The following is a 22961-nucleotide window of genomic DNA, read 5'->3' on the forward strand; positions in this document are numbered from 1 at the left end:
TTTAGCCACGCTCGCGATGATGAAGACCGCCGACGTTCTCAATGCGGATAGAGCGTCTCGAATTCGACGCCGCACGGCCCCCCGTCGGCGTTCAGCGCCAGTTCAACCTCCGTTCCGTCCGCATGATACAATGGCCTGTAATATTGACCGATGCGCGTAGCGGAAGCGTTGGCATAGTGGCAGATGAACGCCCGGCGGAACCGGTCCTTCGTCTTGTTGCGATACGATCCGTGGATCAGGTTCCCGTTGAAAAACAGCACGTCCCCCGGCTCCATGACGACGGGCACCGCCTTTTGATCCTTCGGGGGCTTCACGAAGTGGGTCGTGAACGACTCCTTCGCGTCGGCGTGCTCGGGACATACGATCTCGTAATCCTGCGTCTTCGGCACGACCAGCATGCCGCCGTTCTCCTCGTTCGCCTCGTCGACCGCGGTCCATGCGGCGATGCAATTGCCAGGCTCCACCTTCAAATAAAAATTATCCTGATGCAGCGCCTGGCCTTTGGCCCCGGGAGGCTTGTAGTAAAACATGCTTTGCGCGGCAAGCGGCGGCTCCCCGTATAAATCCTCCAATACGGCTAATACCGGCCGGTGCAGCATATACCGCTTCGCCGTGTCGTTGAACCGGTGCGGATGCATTACCCGCGGGTACCGCTTCAGCGGTTCGTCGGCGCCCGCGGTCATGTCCGGTTCGTAATATCCGGGGACGCCCGTGCGCCCGATTGCTTCGAAAGTATCCTTGATTTCCTGCAGCTGCTGCGGGTCGAATAGCCCTTTTACGATCAGAAAGCCCTCGTTTTCGAACTTATTTTTTTGCTCCTCGGTCAAGCGTTTAAGCGCATATGCCATGCCTTCTCCTCCTCGAAATCGTTATGGCGGCCTTCCGGTCTTGCAGGTCCAGTATATTTTTTTAGCGCGCAGACGGGGAGTAGCAATCCTGCTTTTCGCTCACACGATTCTGCTGTCCGCTGGATATGGGCTTCGATAGGCGTTATGCTGTTATAAAAGACTGCGGCAAGGAGAGAGATTCTGTGGAAAAATACGACGAGCCATCTCAATATAGCGGATTTTCCTCGGGCAACATCCTCGCCGGGCATTTTCAGGTGGACGACAGTTATACAACAAGCCGGCCTCAGGGGATGGAGGATTGGCTGATTGCCTACACGCTCGACGGCAGCGGCTACTTCGCGGTTCCCGGCGAAAAGAAAATATGCGCGCGCGGGGATATCGTCCTGCTGGGTCCCGGCACTCCTCATACGTACGGCACGACAAAAGGCGATGCCTGGAACTTCGTATGGGCGCATTTTGCCGCCCGGTCGATCGGGGACAAGCTGCTGCCGGCCGAGCCTTTATCCGTGTTAGCGTTGGAGCCCGGTTCCGTGCAAACGAGAATATACGAGGCTTTCCGAAGGGTTCTCTCCGATTCGCGAGAAAGAAGCGAGTTTTGGCACGACCTGTGCTTGAACTCGCTGCGCGAAATTTTAATGCTGCTGGCTAAGGGGCAGAGCCGCAAGCTCGATCCGCGGGTCGTGGATGCCATGCATTTTTTGTCGGAGCATATGCGAAGCCCCGTTCAAATCGAGACGCTGTCGAAGGCGATCGGTCTGTCGCCCTCCCGTTTGTCGCATTTGTTCAAAGCGCAAACGGGTTTGTCCGTCATCGACGCGCTCAACCGGATGCGGATCCGGCAGGCCGCGCTGCTCCTGGAGCATACGGACCGCAGCGCCTCGGAGGTCGCCTACGACGTCGGCTTCCACAACTACAATCACTTCATGAATCAATTCCGCAAATGGGCCGGTACGAATCCAAGCGCATTCAGAAAGCAGGAGCGGCCGGACGGCGGCTAAACGTTCATGAGGCGAAAACGGCAAAAAGAGCGGAATCGATCCGCTCTTTTTTTGCGATTCATGTATTTGCCGAGCCTCGCACGACCGATCAGCGTCCGAATCCGAGCAGTCCTAACCCGCCTATTCCGAGTCATGCGTTCTTCATCCGGCAATGAACGACGATCTTCCTGCCGTTTTAACGATATCCCCTTCGGTAAGGATCCTGCCTTGCGGATGATAAGTTTCACCGAGCACATTTGTTTTCCCAAGCTTTAATACCGTGTACACTGTCGGCGCCGCCCCTCTATCGATGAGAATTAATTGACGCCCTCTCCCCAGCTTCAATCTCTCTTTACAACCATCCATTTTTTGTTATAATAAGAACAAACGTTCTTATTGGAGGTAACTTTATGCCCAGCCGCATATCAATTCGGGATTCTCTGCCGGTCTATAGCGAAGACGATTGCGAGGGCGCTCTTTTCGCCGCCAAGTGGCCGCATGGCTTCCGCTGTCCCCGTTGCGCGCATCCATATCACTATGAAGTTTCTTCTCGCGGTCGGCGGCTTTTCGAATGCCGCTCCTGTCGCCATCAGACCTCCCTCATGGCCGGTACGGTGCTTGCCGGCTCGCGCACGCCGCTGACGAAGTGGTTTCATGCGATATACCTCATGCAGCTCGGCATCAGCGCCAAGCTGCTTGCCGAGCTGATCCAGGTGACATACAAGACCGCTTGGCTGATCAATCAAAAGCTTCGCCATGCCATCGGCCAGTGGGATCGCGACCGTCCGCTCGAAGGAGCCGTGCAGCTGCTCGGCGAATTTTACGGCTATGAATACCATCGTCAACTCGGCAGCCCCAACGCCCAACAGACTTTGAAGCCCCAGCCGGTCGTGGTAGGCGCCGCCCTCGATGAGTCGGACCAGTTCGTCCATCTCAAAATGAAAGCCGTCGACGGTCCCGAAGGGAACGATACGACGAGGAGAGGCTTGGCGGACGGCGAGGAAGCTGCGGAGCGTTTTGTGCAAAGACATGTCGCCGGCGGGCTTGCCGCAGGACATGCGAAGAAGCTCGAGCGCGGTCACCGTGGACGGTCGCCTCTCCATTTTGCCTGGCGGGAAGCAGTGAAATGGCTGTCCTGGACGTTCGGCGGGATCGGCCCTAAGCATTTGCAAGCGTATCTGAATGAATTCTGTTTTCGTTTGACGTGCCGCGGCGCGTTGTTGGCCGAGCTTATCGGATGCTGCGGGACGACAAGCAGAATTACTTACCGGGGTCTGGTAGGCCCAAGATCGGGCATTCGTCCGTTAAAGTGGGGTTATATGCGCCCGGCGCAACAACAGGGGCGGCGAGCCATTTAGATGCCTTGCATCGAATAAGGCAGTTGGCTTCTCAGCACTCGCTCCTTGCTGAGCGGGATACGATAGCGTGCGGAAGCGAAATCGATCGGTGCGAAGCAAACGGAACCGGAGGCAATGTTAAAACGGCGGTACTGTCCAGGATGCCAAATATTCGCTGTAACTGTTTTTACGCGAAATTCAACTTGCACCTGGCCAAGAGATCTTTGACCGTCGTGGCTCCCTGAGGCATGAAGCAGAACCGTCTCTATCCTGATGCAAGGGGATATCGTTCAACCGTCTCTATCCTGATGCAAGGGGATATCGTTCAACCGTCTCTGTCCTGATGCAAGGGGATATCGTTCAAACGTCTCTGTCCTGATGCAAGGGGACATCGTTCAAACGTCTCTGTCCTGACGCAAGGGGATATCGTTCAAACATTGCAAAAGGCCTCGTGCCTTCCAACGTTAGATCTGGCACTGACTGCCGGCGAATCGCCGCGGATAAGGCTAAGCGTATGCACAAAAAAGCAGCCGGTTATTCGGCCGGCTGCCTTTTCATCCAAACTTATAGCTGATTCGCCCACTTCCGCAATATGCCGGCTTGCTCGGCCGTCAGCTTCTTGCCGGCGAGCGCGGCGACCGATTGATTATAGGCGTTCAAAATCCCGCTTTTAGCGGCTTCATCGCCTCTTTCCTCGGCCTGTTCCGCCAGCTTGAGCTGGGCGCATAGCGCCAGCGCCACACCCTGGTTCGTGCCCAGGAACGCGTCGGAGATTGCGCACAGGCTGTCATAATCCGCATACGCCTCGTAGCCGAATTCCGCCGATGCCTCGTTGCCTGCAACGTCGGACGCTTTCGCCGTCACGGCGTTCGCGCCAGGCGCAAGCTCGTAGGCGGGCAAGTCTACGAGCGGTTGTCCGCAATTGTCCGACGCGATGCCGGAGAGCGAATCGGCAGCCGCGCAGCCGATCGTCGCGCGCTGGTCGATCCTGAATTTTGCGGCGCCGGTCATCGTTATTGTCGGCGCGGTCTTGTCGATATGGATGTCTAGCGTGCGCGGCGATTCTTTGTTATAGGCGCGATCCTCCGCGAAGTAGGTAATCGTCGTCTTCCCTTCGGCCGTTACGCGAAATGTCGTCGTATCGCCGGCCGTCGTGACCGGCTCCCCGTTCATCGCTCCGTAGACGGCATAGGTGACGGACGCGACGCCGCTCCCGGCTATATCCGTCGCCCGGACGGTTACGTCCGCATCCTCGTTAATCCACCCCTGTGCATTCGGATCCGGCGACACCCTCGCCGTCGATACCGGCGCGTCGGTATCCGCCTTCGATACATAAAAATCGTCGTAGTAGGCATCGGCGATATTGTAGCGCGTCGTCACGGCGATCAGCCTTGCGTAGACAGCGCCGGCAGGCGCGGCGCCCGATAAGACGACATCTTGCCACTGCTGAAGCCGGCTCTCGTCGAGATGAACCTGCAGCGTGCCGATCTCGGCGTCGCTTGCGTTATAGAAGCGGAACATGAAGCTCGGCTGTCCGGATTGGATGTAAATTTTCATGCCGGCCGAATAAACTTTTCCCGGTTCGACCGGAATCTTGTCGCTCTGCAGCGCGACCGAGGCCGTCCGCAGCGTGTCCTTGATATTCAGGCTCTTCGCGCCTGAAAAAGCGCGATCCCCGCCGACGGCATAGCTATAGCCGCTGCCGACCGCGAACATCGGGCTCCATCCCGGGACCGCTCCGGCGGTTCCTGCCTCTTCGAAGCCCGCGTTCGCGACCGTGAGCGGGACGCCCGCCGGCGGCGCCTTGATCTCGCCGTCTACCTGAATGCGATACAAAATCGTATTGGTCGCCGCATCCGTCATATATAGATCGCCGTCGCCGCCCAGCTCGAACCGGGAGGCGTCGGCGATCGTACGGTAATCCAGCGTCTTTGGATCGACGACCGTCAGCTTGTTATTGAACAGGACGTACAGCAGTCCGTCCGCCGACCAGCGGAGCTGGAAGTGCGCCCACTCCGAATAGCTTAACTTCGGATATATTTTTTTGCTTTTGACGATCTCGTAGGTGTCCGGATCGAGCGCGAAAATATACTCGTTCGAGGCGCCCCAAATGAGGCCGTCCGGGCCTTCTGACAGGTCGCCGATGAAGATCGGATGGTCGAGACCGGATACGCGCAGCGGGAATTCCGTTATTTTCTTGTCGCCCGCGACGTCCCACACGAAAATTTTGGCCTCCGTTTCGGTCGGCACGGAGCCCAGACCGCCGCGGATCGTCGTCGAGCCGAATAGCTTGCCGTTATGATAGGCGAGGCTGAGCACGCTCTGATTTTGCACGACGTTCCGATGCACCGTGCCGGTGCCGGTCGCCGGATCATAGACGGTCAACGAGCCGCCCAGCGTGCCGTACGTCGGGATCGTCGCGATGTACAGCTTGCCTTCCGCGGCCGTCATATTAACGAGACGCTCCTGGTCATCGCCCAGCTCGAACACCCGCTTCGGATTGTTCTCTCCCGGCGCGGCGTTCCGATCGAATGCGTAGAGCGCGCCCTCCGGGTAGACGCCGAAGTACATCTTGTCCCCTAGCGGGTAGATGCTGTCCGCTTGTCCCATCGCATAGGACGTGACGGACAGATCCGACGGATCGATCGCCGCGCCGCGGCTCGTCTGCACGCCGCTTACGAACAGCTTGCCGTCGGGCGCGGACTGAATCCGATCCACCACGCCGGGCGTGCCGGGAATGACCGACGGATACAGATGCACCTGCTTGGTCTCGATGTTCATGATGGCGACGCCGCCGTCGAATCTCACGGTCACGAGATTTTTGCCCGGCAGCTCCGGATGGTTCGGAAACTCGACCCAATCGGCGCCGCGGAGGCCGCTTCCGTAGGTCATCCCGGTCAGTTCCACTTCATGCGTCGCCAGATCGAACGTCTTCAGCTGCTTGTCGGACATAAAGTAGATTTTGCCGTCCAGCGAATCCGTCTCGTGAAGCCCGGTGACGTTGTCCAGCACGACGTCCAGCCACGACTGCGTCTCGGTATCGTACACATACCCCGGGCCAGGCACGCCGGTCCCGTCCGTATATCGGGCGAACAGGTAGCGATCGTCGATCGTATCGAGGTCGTAGACCGTGTCCTTGCCCGCCGGCACGGACAGCGCTGCCGCGATATCGGTCTTTTCCCCCGTCGCCAGGTTTACCTTGACGATCTGACGGTGAGCCGTGCCCGCGTACACGTTACCGCCCTGGTAAGCGATGGACCTGACGTATTCTTGCGGGATGTTGCCGATGACGCGACCGTAATCCTTGGTCTCCTGGGTCTCCGGGTCGTATCGGTACACCTTCCCGCCCGGATACGTGCCGACATAGACCCGACCCTGGTCGTCCGTCGTGATGCTCATCGGCCAAGACTCTCCGCTGAACGTCGCGACGACCTGCGGAATATGCGTGACCGGCGAGTAACTCCACAGCCGCGATCCGCTGCCGTCCGCGGCGATATAGACCGTACCGTCCGGCGCGACGGTATGCGCCCAGGAGCTTTCCGACGGCGCGATCGGAATGCTTCTCAGCAGCTTGTAGTCGTCGAGGTCGATGACGTTAAGATGGCCGGGCTTGCCTTTGGAGGTCGTGTATAGCACGGGGCGTCCTTCTTCCTCGCCTACCGTGCCGTTAAAGATCGAGACGGTGTAATTCAGCGGAGGCAGCAACTCCTCGGGACTGCCATACGTTTTTTGGGACAGCCTGCTCTCTTCCGCGTATCCTTTTCCGCCGCCGATGCCCGCCAGCCCCGACCACAAAACGACGACCGCCAGCGCGACTGCCAACCTGCATCGCATAAATGCATCTCTCCCCTCAGGCATGCAGAGTTCGCGACCCTGCTGCAGCCCAGAGTATAGGAAAGAGCGGCAGGCCCGTAAAGGAAGCGTTTTCTATTTTATTCGATTTTTCGCGCGCCGACCGTTGCGAACAGCCCTGAACCCAATGGAATCAAGGCTTCCGCCGGTGTGGCATTTGCTAAGGATGTGGATTATGGTCAAATTGTCGGCATTGGCCGATTATCCGCGCAAGAGCCGGCCAGCGCTTGCCCCTGACCGGCTGTTCGTCGCGGATGTGCGGATAAAGCTTTAATCGGATGCGATCAGGCTCAGCGAGAGCGTCGACGTTCTTCCGCTTCGGCTGGTCGCAACGACCTCTATCGCGTTAGATCCTTCCGTCAGATTCAGCGGAACTTGAAATACGTTCACGTAGCGCGTGCTGTAAGGCGTCGTCTGCATCGCGCCATTCAGCGTAACCTGCAGCTTCACGCCTTCGTTCGATCGGCCGTTAAGCAGGTAGCTGCCGCTCGGAACGGCGCTGCCGTCCGTTTCGTCCAGCCCGACTTCGGGATCTTCGGAGCCGCTCGAAGAGACGGGGTTATGCGTCGCGCCGAACGGATCCTCGGAAGCTAACGAGAATTTTACGGCGTCGGCAATCGTATACTCGGTAGTGGAAGTCGACGTTATCTTTACATACTGATCCGTCCCGGTCTCGAACGGATAGGTGCCGATCAACACCCATTGATTGCCGTTCGTCTTCTGATTCACGGTTTTCGTCGTATCGATCCCGCCGTCGTATCCGATCTCCAATCGGGCGGAGCCGGCGCGGTCAGCGCTTGCATTCCACAGCATATAGACGTTGTACTCGCCCGGAATCGTGACGTACGGCGTCCACGTCGCCTGCTTGTTGGCCAGTTTGTTGCTGTGGACGTAGTCTTCGCCAAAGCGGGATGCCGAGTAGGCGCTGGTCACCCAGCCCGCGCCGGCGGCAAATCCCGAGTCTCGATTGTCGACGATAATGTCCAACGGCTCCTCGGGCAGCGTCGGGTTCGAGGCGTCCCCGTGAACGGCCTCCAGGCCGGCATTGGTCGTTTTCATGATGGCGATCATATCGGCATACGGCTGATCCTGCTGATTGAGCAGTCCGATGTTGAAATTCTCGCCGTCCTTCCGTCCGGTTACGGCTTGATCGTAGTAGGAGAACCACCCGGAGCCGACGAAGAGCGGGTTGCGCAGCTGACTTTCCGTAAAGGCTTTGTAGCTGAGCCCCCGGTCCGCGACCGTCGGGACGCTCGTTGCCGCATTTACCGCAGACAGACCGTGCTGGGCCGCGCTGAACGTATACTCCAAGTTAAGCAGCGGTTTGCCGAATTCCTGGTAGCGCGCCATCCAATTCGGATCTTTCGTATAGTTGTCGACCGAGAACGCGTCAACGTATTCCATCGATGCGGCATCCCAATCGAGGCTGGTGCGCCAGGTCGGCACGATCGACGAACCCAGAAATAAATGGTTCGTATCGTACCGGTCGATAATCGTTTTGACCGTCGAATAGAACGTTCTGGACGCAAGCTGGATATAAGCCGACACATCAGCGGCCGGCACCTTGGACAGCGTGATCGGAACCGCTTTCAAAGCTTCGAAAGAGGACGCATTCGTTCCCAAAATCTGATTGGCCTCCGCGAGATTCTGACCATGCCTTTGGGCGAACAGATCGACGAACCTTCCCTTCGCGGGCGAATCCGCGCCGAGGGCCAGTACCTTCGCGACGATGTCGGAGCTCCATCCGGCTTCATTGTCGTACGTATAGCCGATGAGCCACGGATCGCTCGCCGCCGCCTGAAGCTGAGGCTGAAGCGAAGTCTCGATGATCGATTCGGCCTGCGGATCGAACACGTCGTACGTCCAATCGATTCTGGTTAGATTCGGCGGGTCCTGCAGCACCATGATATAAGGAAACGTAACCGTATTCGGCTTCGACCATTTGCTGAACGCGTTGAATCCCCAATCGATCAGCCTCTTTTTCGTGATGTCCTCCCACTTCGCTTCATAATCGCTGCCGTACTTTTTCATAATATTCGCCGTCACGAAGCTGACCCGCTCGCCGTTGGCGTCATTGGAGTAGGCGTCCGCATAGGTCACAGGGTCGGGGAGCTCCTCGAAAACCCTTCGCGGCGTCCCGTCCGCCTTCTTTAGCGGCGTCCCGTATCCCCATTCCCAGATGCTGGTCGTATCGACGCCCTTCAAAATAAAAGGGTACCCGTCCGGCGTAATAAACCACCAAATGCCGCCGATCTGCTGAAGCCTGAAGTAGCCGCTCGCGGTCTGCCTCTCCATCGCTTTGATCCCGCCGTACGGATCGTAGACGTCCTTATCCAGCTCGACGTCATCGAGCGCGGCGGCTTCCGCCGCATATTCCTGCTGCAGCTGGGCGTCCGTCGTCACCTTGCCCGGCCAATCCTCGTAAATCCACTGCCCGTAGCGGTCCGCCATCATGCCGTCCTTTTTCATTTCCGCCTGCAGCTCCGCGGCGGTCAACGCCGGTCCGGGATTGGCGCCTTCCTCTCCGACGCCGCGGTAGATCTGCACCTCGCTTAACGGAATGTGCTGATAGGCATGAGCGCGCTTCATGTCGATGACGATAAACCGGGCGACGGCGTCGTGAAGCGGAAAGTTGACGGCGTAATTGAGCGCGCTTCCGGTCCTGACATGCTTCCCCGCCAAATAATAATAGTCGGCATTCGCCTCCGATCGGTATTTCACGGTGATTTCCTTAAATCCCCAGTAAGCGTTCAAAGAATTCATGACGACGTTAATCCGGTCCAGCGGATAATCCTTCAGCAGATCGAATACGACCTGCACCGTTCCGGGCAGGCTTCCGTTGCCCATCCATCCGGCATAGGTCGTCGTCGACCCATCGAGCAGCTTGCCTGTCGATGCGGGGATGATCCCCGTTGCGTTGTAATCCGGGGAGCTCCCCGCGTTCGGCGCGAGGCTGAAATAATAATTGCCGGTCCGGAGCACGGCGCCAGGCTGTTCGCCATGAATGCGGGCGGTCGGAACCAGAAATGCGGCTGCCAATACGAAAGCCAGGAGGAGCGGCCAAAAACGAAACGGATGCCGGGTTTCCATGATGCGTTCGCCTCCTCATAGTCACTTGCCTAAGCGATAAAAAAGAAAGCACCGTAGACGGGATTCGTCTGCAGTGCTTTCCGCGGATTAAACTGCGTGCGAGTCAGGCCTGGTAAAACGCCTTGAGCGGCACCATGGATTCTTGCGGGACATAATACTTGAACTTGTCGTCGCTGATGCTGCCGAGCAGCTGCCGTCGGACCGGGTCCGCGCCTTCAAGCAGCTTATCGGAAGCTTGATGGTAATCGATCGGCCGCATCCAGATCGGGCTGTAGCCCATGAACAGCTGGCGGCGGGTAAACGAAGACGTATTCGGCGCGCCGGCGTGCCAGACGTTTTGCGCGAACAGAAACACGTCTCCGGGCTTGCCGCACAGCTGCACCTCGTCCTCAAGCGCGATATTGACGTCTTTTTGGTTCGGATTAAACGGCTTTCTGTGACTTCCCGGAATCAGCTTCGTATTGCCGCGGTTCGGCTCCGACATATCGCTCAACACATAGCAAGCCTTAATATAATACGTAGCGGTCAGTCCGTTCGTCTTAGGGAACTGCGGATGCGGGCCGTCCTGGTGCCAATCGATAAAGCTGTTCGTCGCCGTTTGCTTCAGCTCGGGATTCGGCTTTCTCACCGTAAGATGCGAGATATGAAGTTGGATGTTGTAGCCGAGCAGGTTCACGACCAGCGGGAGGATCGTCGGCTCGTCGATCAGCGACAGAAATTCCGGGTGGCGTTCCACGCTGTTATAAATATTGTAGGATAGACTCTCCTCTTCCTCCGCCAACACGGCGTCGACCGCCTCGTTCAGCCGCCGCACCCGCTCCTCGATTAATACGCCGGGCAGCAGCAGATAGCCTTGCTCCTCGAACTGCTTTTTCAACGCCGGTATATCCAGCTGCTTGCGGTCGATCTCATGGCTCACTTCGCTTGCACCTCCGCCCTTATTCATTTATTTCCATAGCCGAGCGCGGTGAGCTGCGCCTGAGCCGCGTCCATGAATAGCTTATACTTCATCGTCGTTTCGAGCGTTTTCAGGAATTTGTCGTATTCGCCCAAGTCCCGCTGCCCGTACGCGAACTTCGCCAGCTCTTCCTTGATATACCGGTCCGCGTCGGACGCGACGTAGCCTTCCGGCAGATCGACGAAGCCGTTCAGCGTTTGAATGCGCGGCTGATCGTTGGCGAACTTGATAAATTCGGCTTGCGGCACGAATTTCGTTTGCAAATACGACATTTCGGGACGGCCGGTGAACTGGTACAGCCACGAATAGCCGACCTCGCCCGCCTTATCCGTCATGACGATTTTGTCGCCGTCCTTCGTAAAGTGCGTTCCTTCGACGCCGAACTGCACGAGCAGCGATCCGCCTTTCGGATCGGACACGTAATTCAGCAGGTCGAATACGCGCTGCAGCTTCTCGGGGTCCTTCTCGAGCGCCTTCGGAATCGCGTACCGCCCCGGCGTATTGCCGATTTCCCAGGATCCGTCGAATTTCCCGGCCGGTCCTGCCGGCGGCTCCATTTGAATCCATTCCGCCTTCGGGTTGACCGCCTTGATCTGCTCGATCATGTTTTCCTTCGTCATGTTCGGCCAGTCGATCCAGACGATGCCGGCCTGGCCTTTGAACGCTTTCTCTTGATGCTGAAGCGCCGTATTGGCAAGCAGCTCCGGATCGACGGAACCCGTGTCGATCATCTCCTTGATGAAGGCGAGCGCGTCCTTCATGGCCGGGTCGTAAAGCGCGTTCATCAGCTTGCCGTCTTTCTCGTAGATCGAGCCCGGCGAACCGACGCCGAAGGCGCCGAATACCGGCGCGAACGCCCCGTTCAGCTCGCCTCCCGTCAGGCCGAACGTATCCTTCTTTCCGTTTTTGTCCGGATCGTCGTTCGTAAAGGCGGCCGCGACGGTTTTCAAATCCTCAATGGTTTTGGGCACCTCCAGATTCAGGCTGTCAAGCCAATCCTTGCGGATGAAGTACGTATTGTACGGAATTTGCGAGCTTTTGGATATCGCGTATATTTTCCCGTCGACCGCGCCCTTCTTGACGTTTTCCTCTCCGATAAATTCGCTCGCCTGCTTCAGCCGGTCCATATAGGGCGTCAAATCCAGAAGCAAGCCCTGCTTGGAAAATTCGATCAGCTGCTGGCGGTCGAGCGCGAACAAATCCGGGAAATTACCGGATGCCATCCGGACGTTCAGCTGGTTTTTGTAGTCGTCGCCGGAGGCGTATACGGTCAGGTTAAAGTCGACGTTCAGCGCTTTGTCCAGTTCCTTCTTGATGATGTCCTGGTCCGGAGCGGGCAGATTGTTGCCGGTCTCGATGACCTCCAGCTTGATCTTTTTTCCGGAATCGGCGGTGGCTTGGGGCGTTGCGGCATCCGTGCTTGCCGGATTCGATGCGGACGACGAGCTTGAAGGCGAGTTTGAAGGCGACGATGAAGCCTCGCTGTCGCCTCCGTTGCCGCACCCGGAGACGACGGCGCCGAGCAAAGCGATTGACGACAAGAGCGCAGTCCGTTTGATCGATTTCGAGGACATGACGAACCCCTTTCATACGCTATATTGGAGCGGCCGCCTTCGTCCGGCTGAGGGCCGGACGGCGACCGGGTCACCCTTTGATCGAGCCGAGCAGCATGCCTTTGGTAAAGTATTTTTGAATAAACGGATAGACGACGAGCACCGGCAAGCTGGCGATCATGACGGAGGCCATCTGCAGGGTTTGCGTTGGCGTGATGTTGTCGGCATTCTCGAGCGTCTGCTGGCTCTGCATGAGAATCTCGCGGACGATCACCTGCAGCGGGAACAGCGTCCGGTCGGTCACGTAGAAGATCGCCTGGAAAAACTCGTTCCAGTGGCCGACGAGATAGAACAAACCGATCGTCATGATCACGGGAACCGACAGCGGGGTTACGATTTGAAACAGGATGCGAAACTCCTTCGCCCCGTCGATGCGGGCCGATTCGAACAGCTCCTCGGGCAAGCCCTCGAAAAAGCTTTTCATGATCAGGACATTGAAGCTCCAGATGGCATTCGGCAAGATCATCGCCCAGATCGAGTCGATCAACCCGACGGACTTGACGATCAGGTAGGTCGGAATGAGGCCGCCGCTGAAAATAAGCGTGAAGACGATCATGAGCAGAAAGATTCGGCGTCCGGGCAGGTTTTTACGGCTGAGCGGGTATGCCATCAGTCCAGTCAAAATGAGGTTGACCGCGGTGCCTACGACGGTGATCAGCACGGTGACTTTAAACGCCTGCGGCAAATTCGATTGCGTCAGCAGCGTCTTGTAAGCCGAAAACGTCACGTCCCTTGGGATGAGAATAAACCCGCCGTTGCGAAGCACTTCTCCGAAGGGCGTGATCGATACGGAGATGACGTAGAGGATCGGGAAGATGGCCAGGAGGGCGCAAAAGACGAGAACGGCATAAACGAGGACGTTGAACAGCCGGTCTTCCAGGCCTTTTACCATATCCCTTCCCCCCATCTCTTGGCCACGTTGTTGGCAAACAGGACGAGCGCCATGCCGATCAGCGACTTAAACAGCCCGACGGCTGAGGCAAGGCTGAAATTCAGTTGCTGCAAACCCGTTCGGTACACCCAGGTGTCCAATATGTCGGCGACCGGGTAAACCTGAATGTTGTACAGAATATAGATCTGGTCGAAGCCGGCGTCGAGCAGATGCCCGAGCTTTAAAATAAAGAGCAGGACGATGACGCTGCGGATGCCGGGGATCGTAATGTGCCAGATCATCCGAAGCCGGCTGGCGCCGTCCACCCTCGCCGCTTCGTATAACGTCGGATCGATGCCCGCGATCGCGGCCAGATAGATGATGGCGCCCCAGCCGAGATTTTGCCAAACCTCCGAGCCGACGAGCACGCTGCGAAACGTTTCGGTGGACGTCAGAAACGGATAGGAGCTGCCGCCGGCCTCGACGAGCCAGCGGTTCACGATTCCGCCGTTTTGAGAGAACAGCGCGATCAGAATGCCGAAAATGATCACCCAGGACAAAAAGTGAGGCATATAAGTCAGCGTCTGCACGATGGAGCGCAGCCAACGGATCCGGCATTCGTTCAGCAGCAGCGCGAGCAAGATCGGCGGGATGGTGCCCCAAACGAGCTTGTATAGGCTGATCAGCAGCGTATTCCTCAGCAGCTCCCCGAAATAGGGCGACTGGTAGAACGTTTCGAAATGTTTGTACCAGGGATTCGCCCAAGGGCTGTGCAGGATGCCGTCCATCATCGAAAAATCCTTGAACGCGATGACCATGCCGTACATCGGAAAGTACCGGAAAACGAGATAAAAGACGACGCCGGGCAGCAGCATGACATAAAAGGGCCAAAATTTACGCAAGGCGGCGAGAGCCATACTTTCCTCCTTTCAGATGATTCGGCTTGGATGTAAGCGTTATCTGCAATTAGTGTATGACGGACTCGGCCTCCTCCGTTATGCGCAATTTCCGTAAAAGTGTTCGATTTTCCAACCCTACACGGGCTGGGAGAGCGGCAGCTCGACGCGCACGACGGTGCCCACGCCCTTCCGTCCGCCGATGCGCAAGCCGTACGGCTCGCCGAAATGGATGCGAATGCGTTCGTGGACGTTCGCGAAGCCGATGCCGGTAAAGGAGTGCCGGGAGGGCTCGGCCGCCTGCTTGCGATAGGCATCCCGAATGTCGCCTCGGCTCATGCCCACGCCGTCGTCGCGGACGTATAGGCGCAGCCTTCCGTCATGAACGGTCCCCGTCACGACGACGCTCCCTCCGCCCTTCGGCGCGAGACCGTGGAACAACGCGTTTTCGACGAGGGGCTGCAGCGTCAGCTTCAATACGCGCAGCTGCAGCAGCTCGGGCCCGATCTCGATCCGGCAGCCGTATTTGGCGCCGTAGCGGACTTGCTGGATATGCATGTACATCCTAAGGCCTTCAAGCTCTTCCTCCAGGGCGACGAACTCGCCCTGCCTGTCGAAGCTGAAGGTGAGCAGGCCGACCAGCGACCGGATCGTCTTCCGGACGTCGTCGATCTTCTGCTGCTTGGCCATGCTGCTGATGCAAGCGAGCGTATTGTACAAAAAGTGCGGCGCGATTTGGCTGCGCAGCATCTTCAGCTCGTATTCCTTCTTTTTTTCCTCCGCGCGCTTCGTCTCGTGAAGCAAATGCTGGATTCGAGCCAGCATTGCGTTGAAACTTCTCGCGAGCCTTCCGATCTCGTCGCGGCGATTTTCGGGCAGCTTGGAGACGACCTGGAAGTCATGCAGCCGATCCATCTTGTTCACAAGTCCGCGGATCGGCCGCGTCAGCGTCCGCGACAGCATATAGGCGCTGAACAGCAAAATAACGATCCAAAGCATGGTCGCATTGCGGTAATTGCCGTAGAGCGGCTGCAAATCCTTATAAAAGCTGTCCTCGGGGATAAACGCGATGAGCGACCAGCCCAGCCGGTTTTTCGCCGATTTCACGGCGATGAGCCGTTCTCCTTTTACGGTCATGCTGTCCGCTCCGGTTTTCAATCCGGGCAGCTTGGCCGTAAATTCGGGGAGCAGCTCCGGCGGATAGGTTCCCGGCATGACGGGGAGCAACCGTTCGCCCGCTTCCATGCGGTTGATGACGTTCCCGTTCGCGGTAACGAGCGTGAAGGCTTGATAGATGAGCGGAGAAATGCGCGATACGAGGAGATCGAGGCCCAGCTCGGCGATGATGACCCCTTGGACCTCGTTGTTCCGGTCTTTGACAGGCATCATATAAGCGAGCGTGCGGCCGGACAACGGGGAAATGTACGGCTCGCTCACCTGGATCGAGCCGTAGTTGCCCAGCGCCTGGGCGTACAGCTCTTCCAGGTGGGGATTGCCGATAATGTCGTAATTGACTTGCGTATTGGAGAAAACGGTGCCGTCGCTCCTCACGAAGTACAGCGTCCTGACGACGGAGCTGTTGTAATCGGCAAAGCTCTGCAGCGTACGAACCACCTCTGTCTGGCTGCCGCTCTCCAGCAGGTCCTGTCTCGTCGAGAGAAGCAACAAAATGTTCTCGACGTTGTCCAGCGTCGCGTCGATGTATTGATTCGTCCTCGCCACGAGCAGCTCCGCATCCTTCGTGACCTGATCCTTGAGCAGCGTCTCCGCTTCGCTAAGGTTGCTCCACGCCAGCAGAAGAAAGAGAAGCAGCGTGACCAGAAACAAATAAAAAAACTGCTTCGTGGCGATCCCCATATGGCCAAGCCGTCCGATGAGCTTCATGTTCGGTTCTCCCTCCCGTCTCCGCTTCGTTCAGCTTGATAGCCGAGCCGCTTCACGTCGGTCGGCGCGGCTCCCGCCCAGTTGCGGAACGTGGACGTAAAGTAGCGGTAATTCGGAATGCCCACCGCCTCCGCGACTTCATAAACCTTCATGTCGGTCTCGCGCAGCAGCTTCAGCGCCTTCTCCATTCGAAGCCGAAGCACGAGCTGATGCACCGACTCCCCGGTCTCTTCCTTGAACAGCCTGCCGAAATACTCGGGACCGAGGCCGATGCGCTGGGCGACGATCGGCAGCGACAGCGGTTCCTGCAGATGCGCCTGAATCCAGCTCCGCGCTTCGACGATCTCGCGGCGCGGTCCGGCTTCGGGAGCCGTGCGCACCAGGCCGGCCCAACGCGTCTCCAGCTCGCCCCAGTCCGAAGCGCCGCTGAGCTCGATTTGCGGATCGGGATGGCCCGGACGCGAACGCGACAGCCACTCGGAGGTCCAACCGGCGAGCCAACGCTTGATGGCGGCGGGACGAAAACGGCGCTCCGCGCACCACGGCGCGACGTCGCCCTGCATCGTCCGCAAGAGCCGGTCGGCGTTCATCCCGGCTTGGCCGAACAAGCCGGACAGATGACGCCGGTGCGCGGGCTCCAGCTCGGAGAGCGGCTTAGGCGAGCCGATTTTGATGCTCGGAGACGGCGCGGCGTCGTAAAAGCCCGCTTCCCTCCACCAGGACGCAGCCTCGAGAAGCGCCCATACGTCCGCCCGGCTTCGGGCCAAGCCCCCCACCGTCGCGGACAGCGCGATTCCTTGCTCTTCGATCAGCGGCGTCTCCCCGCTCTCGGCCTCGGCCAGCAGCGCGCCGAGCAGTCGTTCCAGGCGCAGCCGAACCTCCTCCGGCTCCTCGGCTTCCGAAAACCAAACGGCGTATTCGCCGCCCCTCAGCGGAAACCACGCCTTGCAGGTCGGCGTACGCCGTTCGTACTCGAGCAGACTCTCCTGAACGGCATCCTGCGCGATAAGGAGCTCGTCCTCCGGAGCCGTCAGGCGAAGGAGGACGAATCGCAAGGGCAGCCGGTCCTCAGCGAAGCCCAGAAGCGCCCAATCGTCGTCGGAAATGTCCCCCGGCGCCGGCGCGCGCCCTCGGCCGGTTTCGGCGCGATGATCCTTGAGCCGCGTCTCCAATCTTCTTGCCGCCTTCAGCCTGCGAAGCATGATCTCCCTGCCAAAATGCCCCCGGTCGCGCAGCAGGGTCTCCCCGGCTTTTCGCAGCGCCCGCTTCAGCTCCTCTTCGTCCAGCGAAACCTTCAGGATGTAATCGGACGCGCCGAGCGCGATCGCTCTCCTCGCATACTCGAAATCGCTATGGCAGGTCAGCAGAATAATCTGCGTGACAGGATGGTTTTTGCGCAGCTCGCGGATGAACGTCAAGCCGTCCATAATCGGCATCGTAATGTCGGTCACGACGATGTCCGGCGAATATTTTTCGCACAGGGCCAGCGCCTCCTCGCCATTTTCCGCCTCGCCGATCAGCACCGCGTCGCAGGCTTCCCAAGGGAACGCGCGCAGCTCCTCGCGGATCGGATATTCGTCGTCCACGATGACAACGCCAATCGGTTTCTTCGTCATTTCGCGCGAAGCCTCCCGTCCTCTCTTCTGTTTTATTTTTATGCGCCGATTCGCGCGAAATGGCAAACGCAAACAGGACGAAGCGGTTTTTTGTCCGCTTCGTCCTGTTTGCGTTTGCGATTCGATCCGAATATTAAGCGGCGACGGTCATGCCGCGTCCCAGCCAAGGCGAACCGTCATCGTCCACTCGTATGCTTGTCCGGGCGGTATCGTCTGGGCGGTACCGTTCGCCCTCGCCCGGTCCAGCGAATCGAAGTAGCCGATCGACGGCTCCAGCGCGACGGCGTTTTGGCGATTGAACATGCCTTCGTCGATCCAGACGCCGATATAAGGAACCCGCTGCGGGTCGAAGTCCATCCGCAGCCAATCCCCGCTTCGCTCGCAGGAGAGGCCGCACCAGCCCTCGGACACCTTGCCCGGCGCGTAGAACTTCCGTCCGTCGCCCTTCGGGCTGGCGTCGACGCCCGCCTCCTCCGCCGTCCAAGCATACCGCTCGCCCTCCTGCCGGGCGGCGCCGCCGAATACGCACAGCATCTCCTGCGCCGACGGCGGCAGCTCAATGCGCGTCGGCTCCGACACGACGAACTGCGGATGCGGCACCCAGAGGAAGGGCAGCGGCGATTCCCCCAGGTTTTCGGCGCGATAATCCATCCGAAGCGTATCGGCAGCCGTGAAAGAGAGGCTCCTGCTCAGCCTGTAAGGCAGCGCCACGCCGTCGACCGAGCAGTCGATTCGGCCTTCTCGTACGACGGCATCCCAGGCAAGCGCCCATACTTCGCCGTGATCGGGAAGCATTCGCTCCCCTCCGGCCTCGGCTGCGCAGGGCTCGATCGTCGGGAAGCATTCGTCCCAGCCGCTCATGTCCGCATCCCCGAAGGCGGAGCCGTAAGCAGGCTGCCCCATCGTCAGAAGGTCCGACTGTACGAGCCATTCCTTGCTTGTCGGCTTGTACAGCAAAGAGACGATCTTGCCGCCGAGCCCCGGGATCAGCTCGACGCGGGTCTCATCCGTCTCCATAACGATCGATTCGCGATTTTTATAGACGTCGGACCGGATTGGAACGTCTGCCAATGAAGCCATCCTCCTCATTCACGTGGCCGGCGGCCTCCGCAGCCGGCACGGCGATACGACGAACTTTATCTTTTCACTTTACGATGGGTCGTCTCCCGCGCCAATTCACGATAATCGGCTTTTGATGGAGGATTTTCGGATTTTGATCCTGCGTTTTCCCTTATTTAAGGCGCCTTGGTTCCAGCGGGTGGCCGATCACGGGAAATTCTCCGATTCTCAGTTTGGCGCCGCCGTACGGCACGAGTTCCAGATCCGCGATCGGTTGACCTTCCGCGTCCGGGTGAAGCGGAGGCGTCCCCGCGCTGTTGCCCTCCATCCTCCAATCGCGGATCAGCTGACCTTTCGTTTTCAGGCGGACGGGCGACTGGCCGGCGAGGAACGGTTGATAGGGGACTTCAGACATTTCGACTGCGAATTCGCCGCCGGCTATCAAGCCGTATTTCCAGGGAGACCCGGGGTAGATCTCCCAATCGTGGAACTTCTCCCGTTTCGCGAGCAGCTGCCAGTTCTCCTGGACCGGCAAAGCGTAGACGAGCGGACCCCTTTCGACGCTTGCCGCATACAAATTGCGCTGTACGGCCTTGACCGTCATCGGGAGGCTCAGCGTCAATCGGTCGCCGCTCTCCCAACGGCGCGTCACCGTGGCATAGCCGTCCTTGACCTCGAGTTCGATGCGCTCGCCGTTCACCGTCAGCGTCGGATTCGCGCACCAAGCGGGTATGCGAAGCGAGATCCCGAACGCTACCGGACAGGTCAGTTTAAGCGACATCGCGACCGATTCGCGGAACGGATAGTTGCCGGAAACTTCGATTTCCGCTATCGCGCCGCGCTGCGCTCCCGCTCCGACTTCCGCCCGCACCGTGCAAGGCGCATAGGATACCGCCGCCAGCCCGCCAGCGCGGTCCGTCATCCATAGATGAGAGACGAACTTCGGCCACCCCTGGTGCATGTTCGCCGTGCAGCAGCCGAAGTGCGGCTCCAGACCGAACACGTTCGCGTCCGCGTCGTTGCTCCAAGCGCGCGGCGCGACGTTGCACATCATCTGGTTCACCTGCTGATCGTACTGGTGGGACATCCAGTCTCCGGAGACGGCCGCGGGCAGGGCGTTAAACGCCACCTTCTCCAAAATGTCGCCGAATCGGCCTTCTCCGAACACGCGGGTCAATTGTTCCATGGAGAACATATACTCCACGACGGCGCACAGCTCGACCCCTTGGCTCGGATGCGTGCCGGACAGCCATTCGTCGCCCGAGAACATGCCGTGGGCCTGCCCGTGGTAAGTCATCAGGCTGTCGATGCCGCGATGCACAGCCTCTTTTTCCCTCTCGTCTCCCGTAAGTTCGTAGCGCGCGCCCGGCGCCTTGATGCCCATCGCGACGTTAACCACGTGCGTCTTCAGATCCCACTGCTCGACCTTCCGCCAGAACGGGAAGTCGTGGAATACTTCGGTCCAGCCCGTCGTCTGCCCGGCTACGATCTCGGCGAGCTCCAGCAGAAAGGCATCCTGCGTCTTCCGATGCAGCCAATGGATGCTCAGCAGCATCTCCATGCCGCGGGCCTCCGCCCACTCCAGCAAGGGTTGATTTTCAATCGTCTTGTGCGCGTATCGGAAAAACGATGTCATAAACGGGACGACTCGCGTATCTTCGGACACCTCCGCGTATTGCGTCATGACCTTGAGCATGATCATGTAAGGCCACCAGTCATGATTTTTGTCAACGCCGCTAGCCCTTTCCTTCATCTGCGGACCGAACGAGCCGTCCTCCCGCTGACTGGCGAGCGACCATTCGATCCAGCGCTGCGCCTTGGCGATCAACCGTTCGTCCTCGAGCAGGTAAGCCAGCGGAAGCAGCCCGTCGACGTAGTACGGCCCCCGTTCCCAGCTCTCTCCTTTGCCGCCAAGCCAGCCGTTGTCGTCGCCGACGTCCGCCCAATGCTCGTCAAGATGCCCGGTCAATCCGTCCGCTTGAATGCGCAATTGATCGCGCAGCCATTCGCGGGGCTTGATCGCGCCGAGCGGCAGCGCTTCGAATGCCGTATAAGTCGTTGCGGTTGTTGTCATCTTCTCGCACCTCGCGTGTTCGGAATATCAACGAATATAGCACGGGACTTCCATGCCCGCCGATAGCCTAACGCACACAAAAATGGTCCGATCACAACCTCCTTTTGTACCCTTACAGACTTGCCGCATCTTTTTCTTTATACTATGTAAAAGGCAAAATAGAAGGGAATATGACCTTTACTGGAGGGTGCCGAATGTTCCAATTCATCTCTCCGCCCTTGCCGCACTTCATCTACTGCGGAGAAGACACGTATCCTGCAGGGGGGCGGCATTCCGATCGTTCCGGCATCGGCGTATTCGATCTGCTGATCGTGACGCGCGGCTGTCTCTACATGGCCGAGGAGTCGATATCGCTCGAAATTCCGGCGGGCTCGTTCGCCCTTCTCCGGCCGGACCGCGCGCATCGGTCTACGGCGCCCTGCCGGGAGGAAACGCATTTCTACTGGGCTCACTTCCAGACGCTCGGCAGCTGGCACGAGACGGACCAAGAGCTGGCTCCTGCCGAGCTTCGTCCGGACGACGTTCTTCACGAGATCCATCGCTTCGCGTTTTATTTGCCGCGGTCCGGTAAGCTCTCGTCGCCGGATGCCGCATACGACTGGCTGCGGCAACTGTCGTCCTTGCAAGCGGACACCGTTTCGTCCTCGCAATGGCGCCAGCAGCTCGTCTTCCAGGAGCTTCTGCTCCGCCTGCAAGCGGACGCGACGATGCCCGAGCGCGATTCTTACTTGACCATCGCCGAGGAGGCTGCGGCTTTCCTGCGCAAGAATTACCGGGATGCGCTGAACTACAAATCGATGTCGGAGACGCTTCATTTCCATTCCAACTATGTGTCCCTCTGCATGAAGCGCGCCTTCGGCTATACGCCGCTCCAGTATTTGACCCGTTATCGCGTCGAACAAGCCAAGCGGCTGCTCATCGATACGAACGAACCCGTCGGCCGCATCGCCGAGGAGACCGGCTTCGGCTCGTTTCCGTATTTCGTCCGCTGCTTCGGCAGGCAGGTCGGCACGACGCCCAAGTCCTTCCGGATGCGATTCCGGCAAGGCTAAAAGGTTAGCGTCGTTATTCCCGCTTACAAGTGAATGAATCTCGTAATTGCAAGCCGATCGATCCGATCGGCTTGGTTCTCGTTCATGCCATCCGTTTAATAGTCTACTAAACGGATTTCTCGGAAAGGATGACCGGCCATGTGCGGACGCTACACAATACAAACGACGCTCGAGGAGCTGATGGCGATGTTCGCGCTGGATCGCATCGGCGATGTCCATTTGACGCCGAATTATAACGTGGCTCCTTCCCATGCCGTCCCCGCCATTATCGAAGAAGGAGGCGAACGGCTGCTGGCCGAATTCCACTGGGGCTTGATCCCTTTTTGGGCCAAGGATACGAAGATCGGCTTTAAAATGATCAACGCGCGCGCCGAATCTGTATTTACCAAGCCCGCGTATAAAGGGCTCGCGAAACGCAGGAGAGCGATCATACCGGCGGACGGATTTTACGAGTGGCAAAAATCAGAGAACGGAAAACAGCCTTATCGTTTCGTCTTAAAAAACGGAGATCCGTTCGGATTCGCGGGACTATGGGACGAATGGGACGGCCCCGACGGGCCTTTGCGGAGCTGCACCATTATTACGACGAAACCGAACAAGCTCGTGAAAGAGATTCACGACCGCATGCCGGTCATGCTGTCGCCGGACGCCTTGGATGCGTGGCTGGATCCGCATGAGGAGGATCCGGATCGTCTCGCGAAGCTTCTCGTTCCGTACGATGCGGACCAGATGAAGCGGTACCCGGTAAGCAAGGAAGTCGGCTCCGTCAAGAACACGGGTGCCGCACTGATTGAAGAGATTCCGCTTAACAGCAAGTAACGCAAGATCGGTTCC

Annotated in this window: 15 protein-coding genes and 1 pseudogene; 5 read left to right on the forward strand and 11 right to left on the reverse strand. The window is 58.6% G+C overall.

Translation table 11 applies throughout. The features are described from left to right. Window positions 1-38: 38 nt before the first annotated feature. Complete coding sequence (locus BM235_RS27665; RefSeq protein ID WP_090117491.1) at window positions 39-848, reverse strand: phytanoyl-CoA dioxygenase family protein; 810 nt, start codon at window positions 846-848, stop codon at window positions 39-41. 182 nt (window positions 849-1030) lie between these two features. Here BM235_RS27665 and BM235_RS27670 point away from each other — a divergent pair, with 182 nt between their 5' ends. The 3 genes and pseudogenes from BM235_RS27670 to BM235_RS27675 all read left to right on the forward strand — a co-directional run bounded on the left by BM235_RS27670 (window position 1031) and on the right by BM235_RS27675 (window position 3183). Beyond that, window positions 1031-1846, forward strand: coding sequence for a helix-turn-helix domain-containing protein (locus BM235_RS27670; RefSeq protein WP_255374633.1), 816 nt, complete (start codon window positions 1031-1033; stop codon window positions 1844-1846). Window positions 1847-2235: 389 nt separating this feature from the next. After that, window positions 2236-2406, forward strand: a pseudogene (locus tag BM235_RS33020) (transposase); the annotation flags it as partial. Window positions 2407-2427: 21 nt separating this feature from the next. Further along, a complete protein-coding gene (locus tag BM235_RS27675; protein WP_255374634.1) occupies window positions 2428-3183 on the forward strand; it encodes a hypothetical protein in 756 nt (251 codons plus the stop codon). A 543-nt stretch (window positions 3184-3726) separates the two neighbouring features. Here the strand turns inward: BM235_RS27675 and BM235_RS27680 are convergent. The 10 genes from BM235_RS27680 to BM235_RS27725 form a co-directional block, all read right to left on the reverse strand. Then, window positions 3727-6996, reverse strand: coding sequence for a PQQ-binding-like beta-propeller repeat protein (locus BM235_RS27680; protein WP_090117494.1), 3270 nt, complete (start codon window positions 6994-6996; stop codon window positions 3727-3729). Window positions 6997-7284: 288 nt separating this feature from the next. Next, entirely contained in the window at window positions 7285-10104 is a 2820-nt protein-coding gene (locus BM235_RS27685; protein ID WP_090117495.1) for a golvesin C-terminal-like domain-containing protein, read from the reverse strand. A 103-nt stretch (window positions 10105-10207) separates the two neighbouring features. Beyond that, window positions 10208-11023, reverse strand: coding sequence for a phytanoyl-CoA dioxygenase family protein (locus tag BM235_RS27690; protein WP_369803566.1), 816 nt, complete (start codon window positions 11021-11023; stop codon window positions 10208-10210). Between the two features lie 23 nt (window positions 11024-11046). Continuing rightward, window positions 11047-12636 carry an extracellular solute-binding protein gene (locus BM235_RS27695; RefSeq protein ID WP_090117496.1) on the reverse strand — a complete coding sequence of 530 codons (1590 nt, stop codon included), beginning with the start codon at window positions 12634-12636 and terminating at the stop codon, window positions 11047-11049. Between the two features lie 70 nt (window positions 12637-12706). Then, window positions 12707-13567 carry a carbohydrate ABC transporter permease gene (locus BM235_RS27700; protein ID WP_090117497.1) on the reverse strand — a complete coding sequence of 287 codons (861 nt, stop codon included), beginning with the start codon at window positions 13565-13567 and terminating at the stop codon, window positions 12707-12709. Beyond that, window positions 13561-14463, reverse strand: a complete 903-nt coding sequence (locus tag BM235_RS27705) for an ABC transporter permease (RefSeq protein WP_090117498.1) — start codon at window positions 14461-14463, stop codon at window positions 13561-13563. The genes BM235_RS27700 and BM235_RS27705 overlap by 7 nt, the downstream gene beginning before the upstream one ends. A gap of 117 nt (window positions 14464-14580) precedes the next feature. Further along, window positions 14581-16326 (reverse strand): cache domain-containing sensor histidine kinase, encoded by a 1746-nt coding sequence (locus tag BM235_RS27710; protein ID WP_090117499.1) that lies wholly within the window; start codon window positions 16324-16326, stop codon window positions 14581-14583. After that, window positions 16323-17942 carry a response regulator gene (locus tag BM235_RS27715; protein WP_090117500.1) on the reverse strand — a complete coding sequence of 540 codons (1620 nt, stop codon included), beginning with the start codon at window positions 17940-17942 and terminating at the stop codon, window positions 16323-16325. The genes BM235_RS27710 and BM235_RS27715 overlap by 4 nt, the downstream gene beginning before the upstream one ends. A 147-nt stretch (window positions 17943-18089) precedes the next feature. Further along, the gene (locus BM235_RS27720; RefSeq protein WP_090117501.1) at window positions 18090-19013 is read right to left on the reverse strand and encodes an aldose epimerase family protein; all 924 of its coding nucleotides are present in this window, start codon (window positions 19011-19013) and stop codon (window positions 18090-18092) included. 160 nt (window positions 19014-19173) lie between these two features. Beyond that, window positions 19174-21075, reverse strand: coding sequence for a beta-L-arabinofuranosidase domain-containing protein (locus BM235_RS27725; protein ID WP_090117502.1), 1902 nt, complete (start codon window positions 21073-21075; stop codon window positions 19174-19176). A gap of 194 nt (window positions 21076-21269) precedes the next feature. Here BM235_RS27725 and BM235_RS27730 point away from each other — a divergent pair, with 194 nt between their 5' ends. Together BM235_RS27730 and BM235_RS27735 are read left to right on the forward strand one after the other, a co-directional pair. Beyond that, window positions 21270-22127, forward strand: coding sequence for a helix-turn-helix domain-containing protein (locus tag BM235_RS27730; protein ID WP_090117503.1), 858 nt, complete (start codon window positions 21270-21272; stop codon window positions 22125-22127). 138 nt (window positions 22128-22265) lie between these two features. Continuing rightward, window positions 22266-22946, forward strand: coding sequence for an SOS response-associated peptidase (locus tag BM235_RS27735; protein WP_090117504.1), 681 nt, complete (start codon window positions 22266-22268; stop codon window positions 22944-22946). Window positions 22947-22961: the final 15 nt, after the last annotated feature.

It is taken from the genome of Cohnella sp. OV330, assembly GCF_900112065.1.
Lineage (GTDB): Bacteria > Bacillota > Bacilli > Paenibacillales > Paenibacillaceae > Cohnella.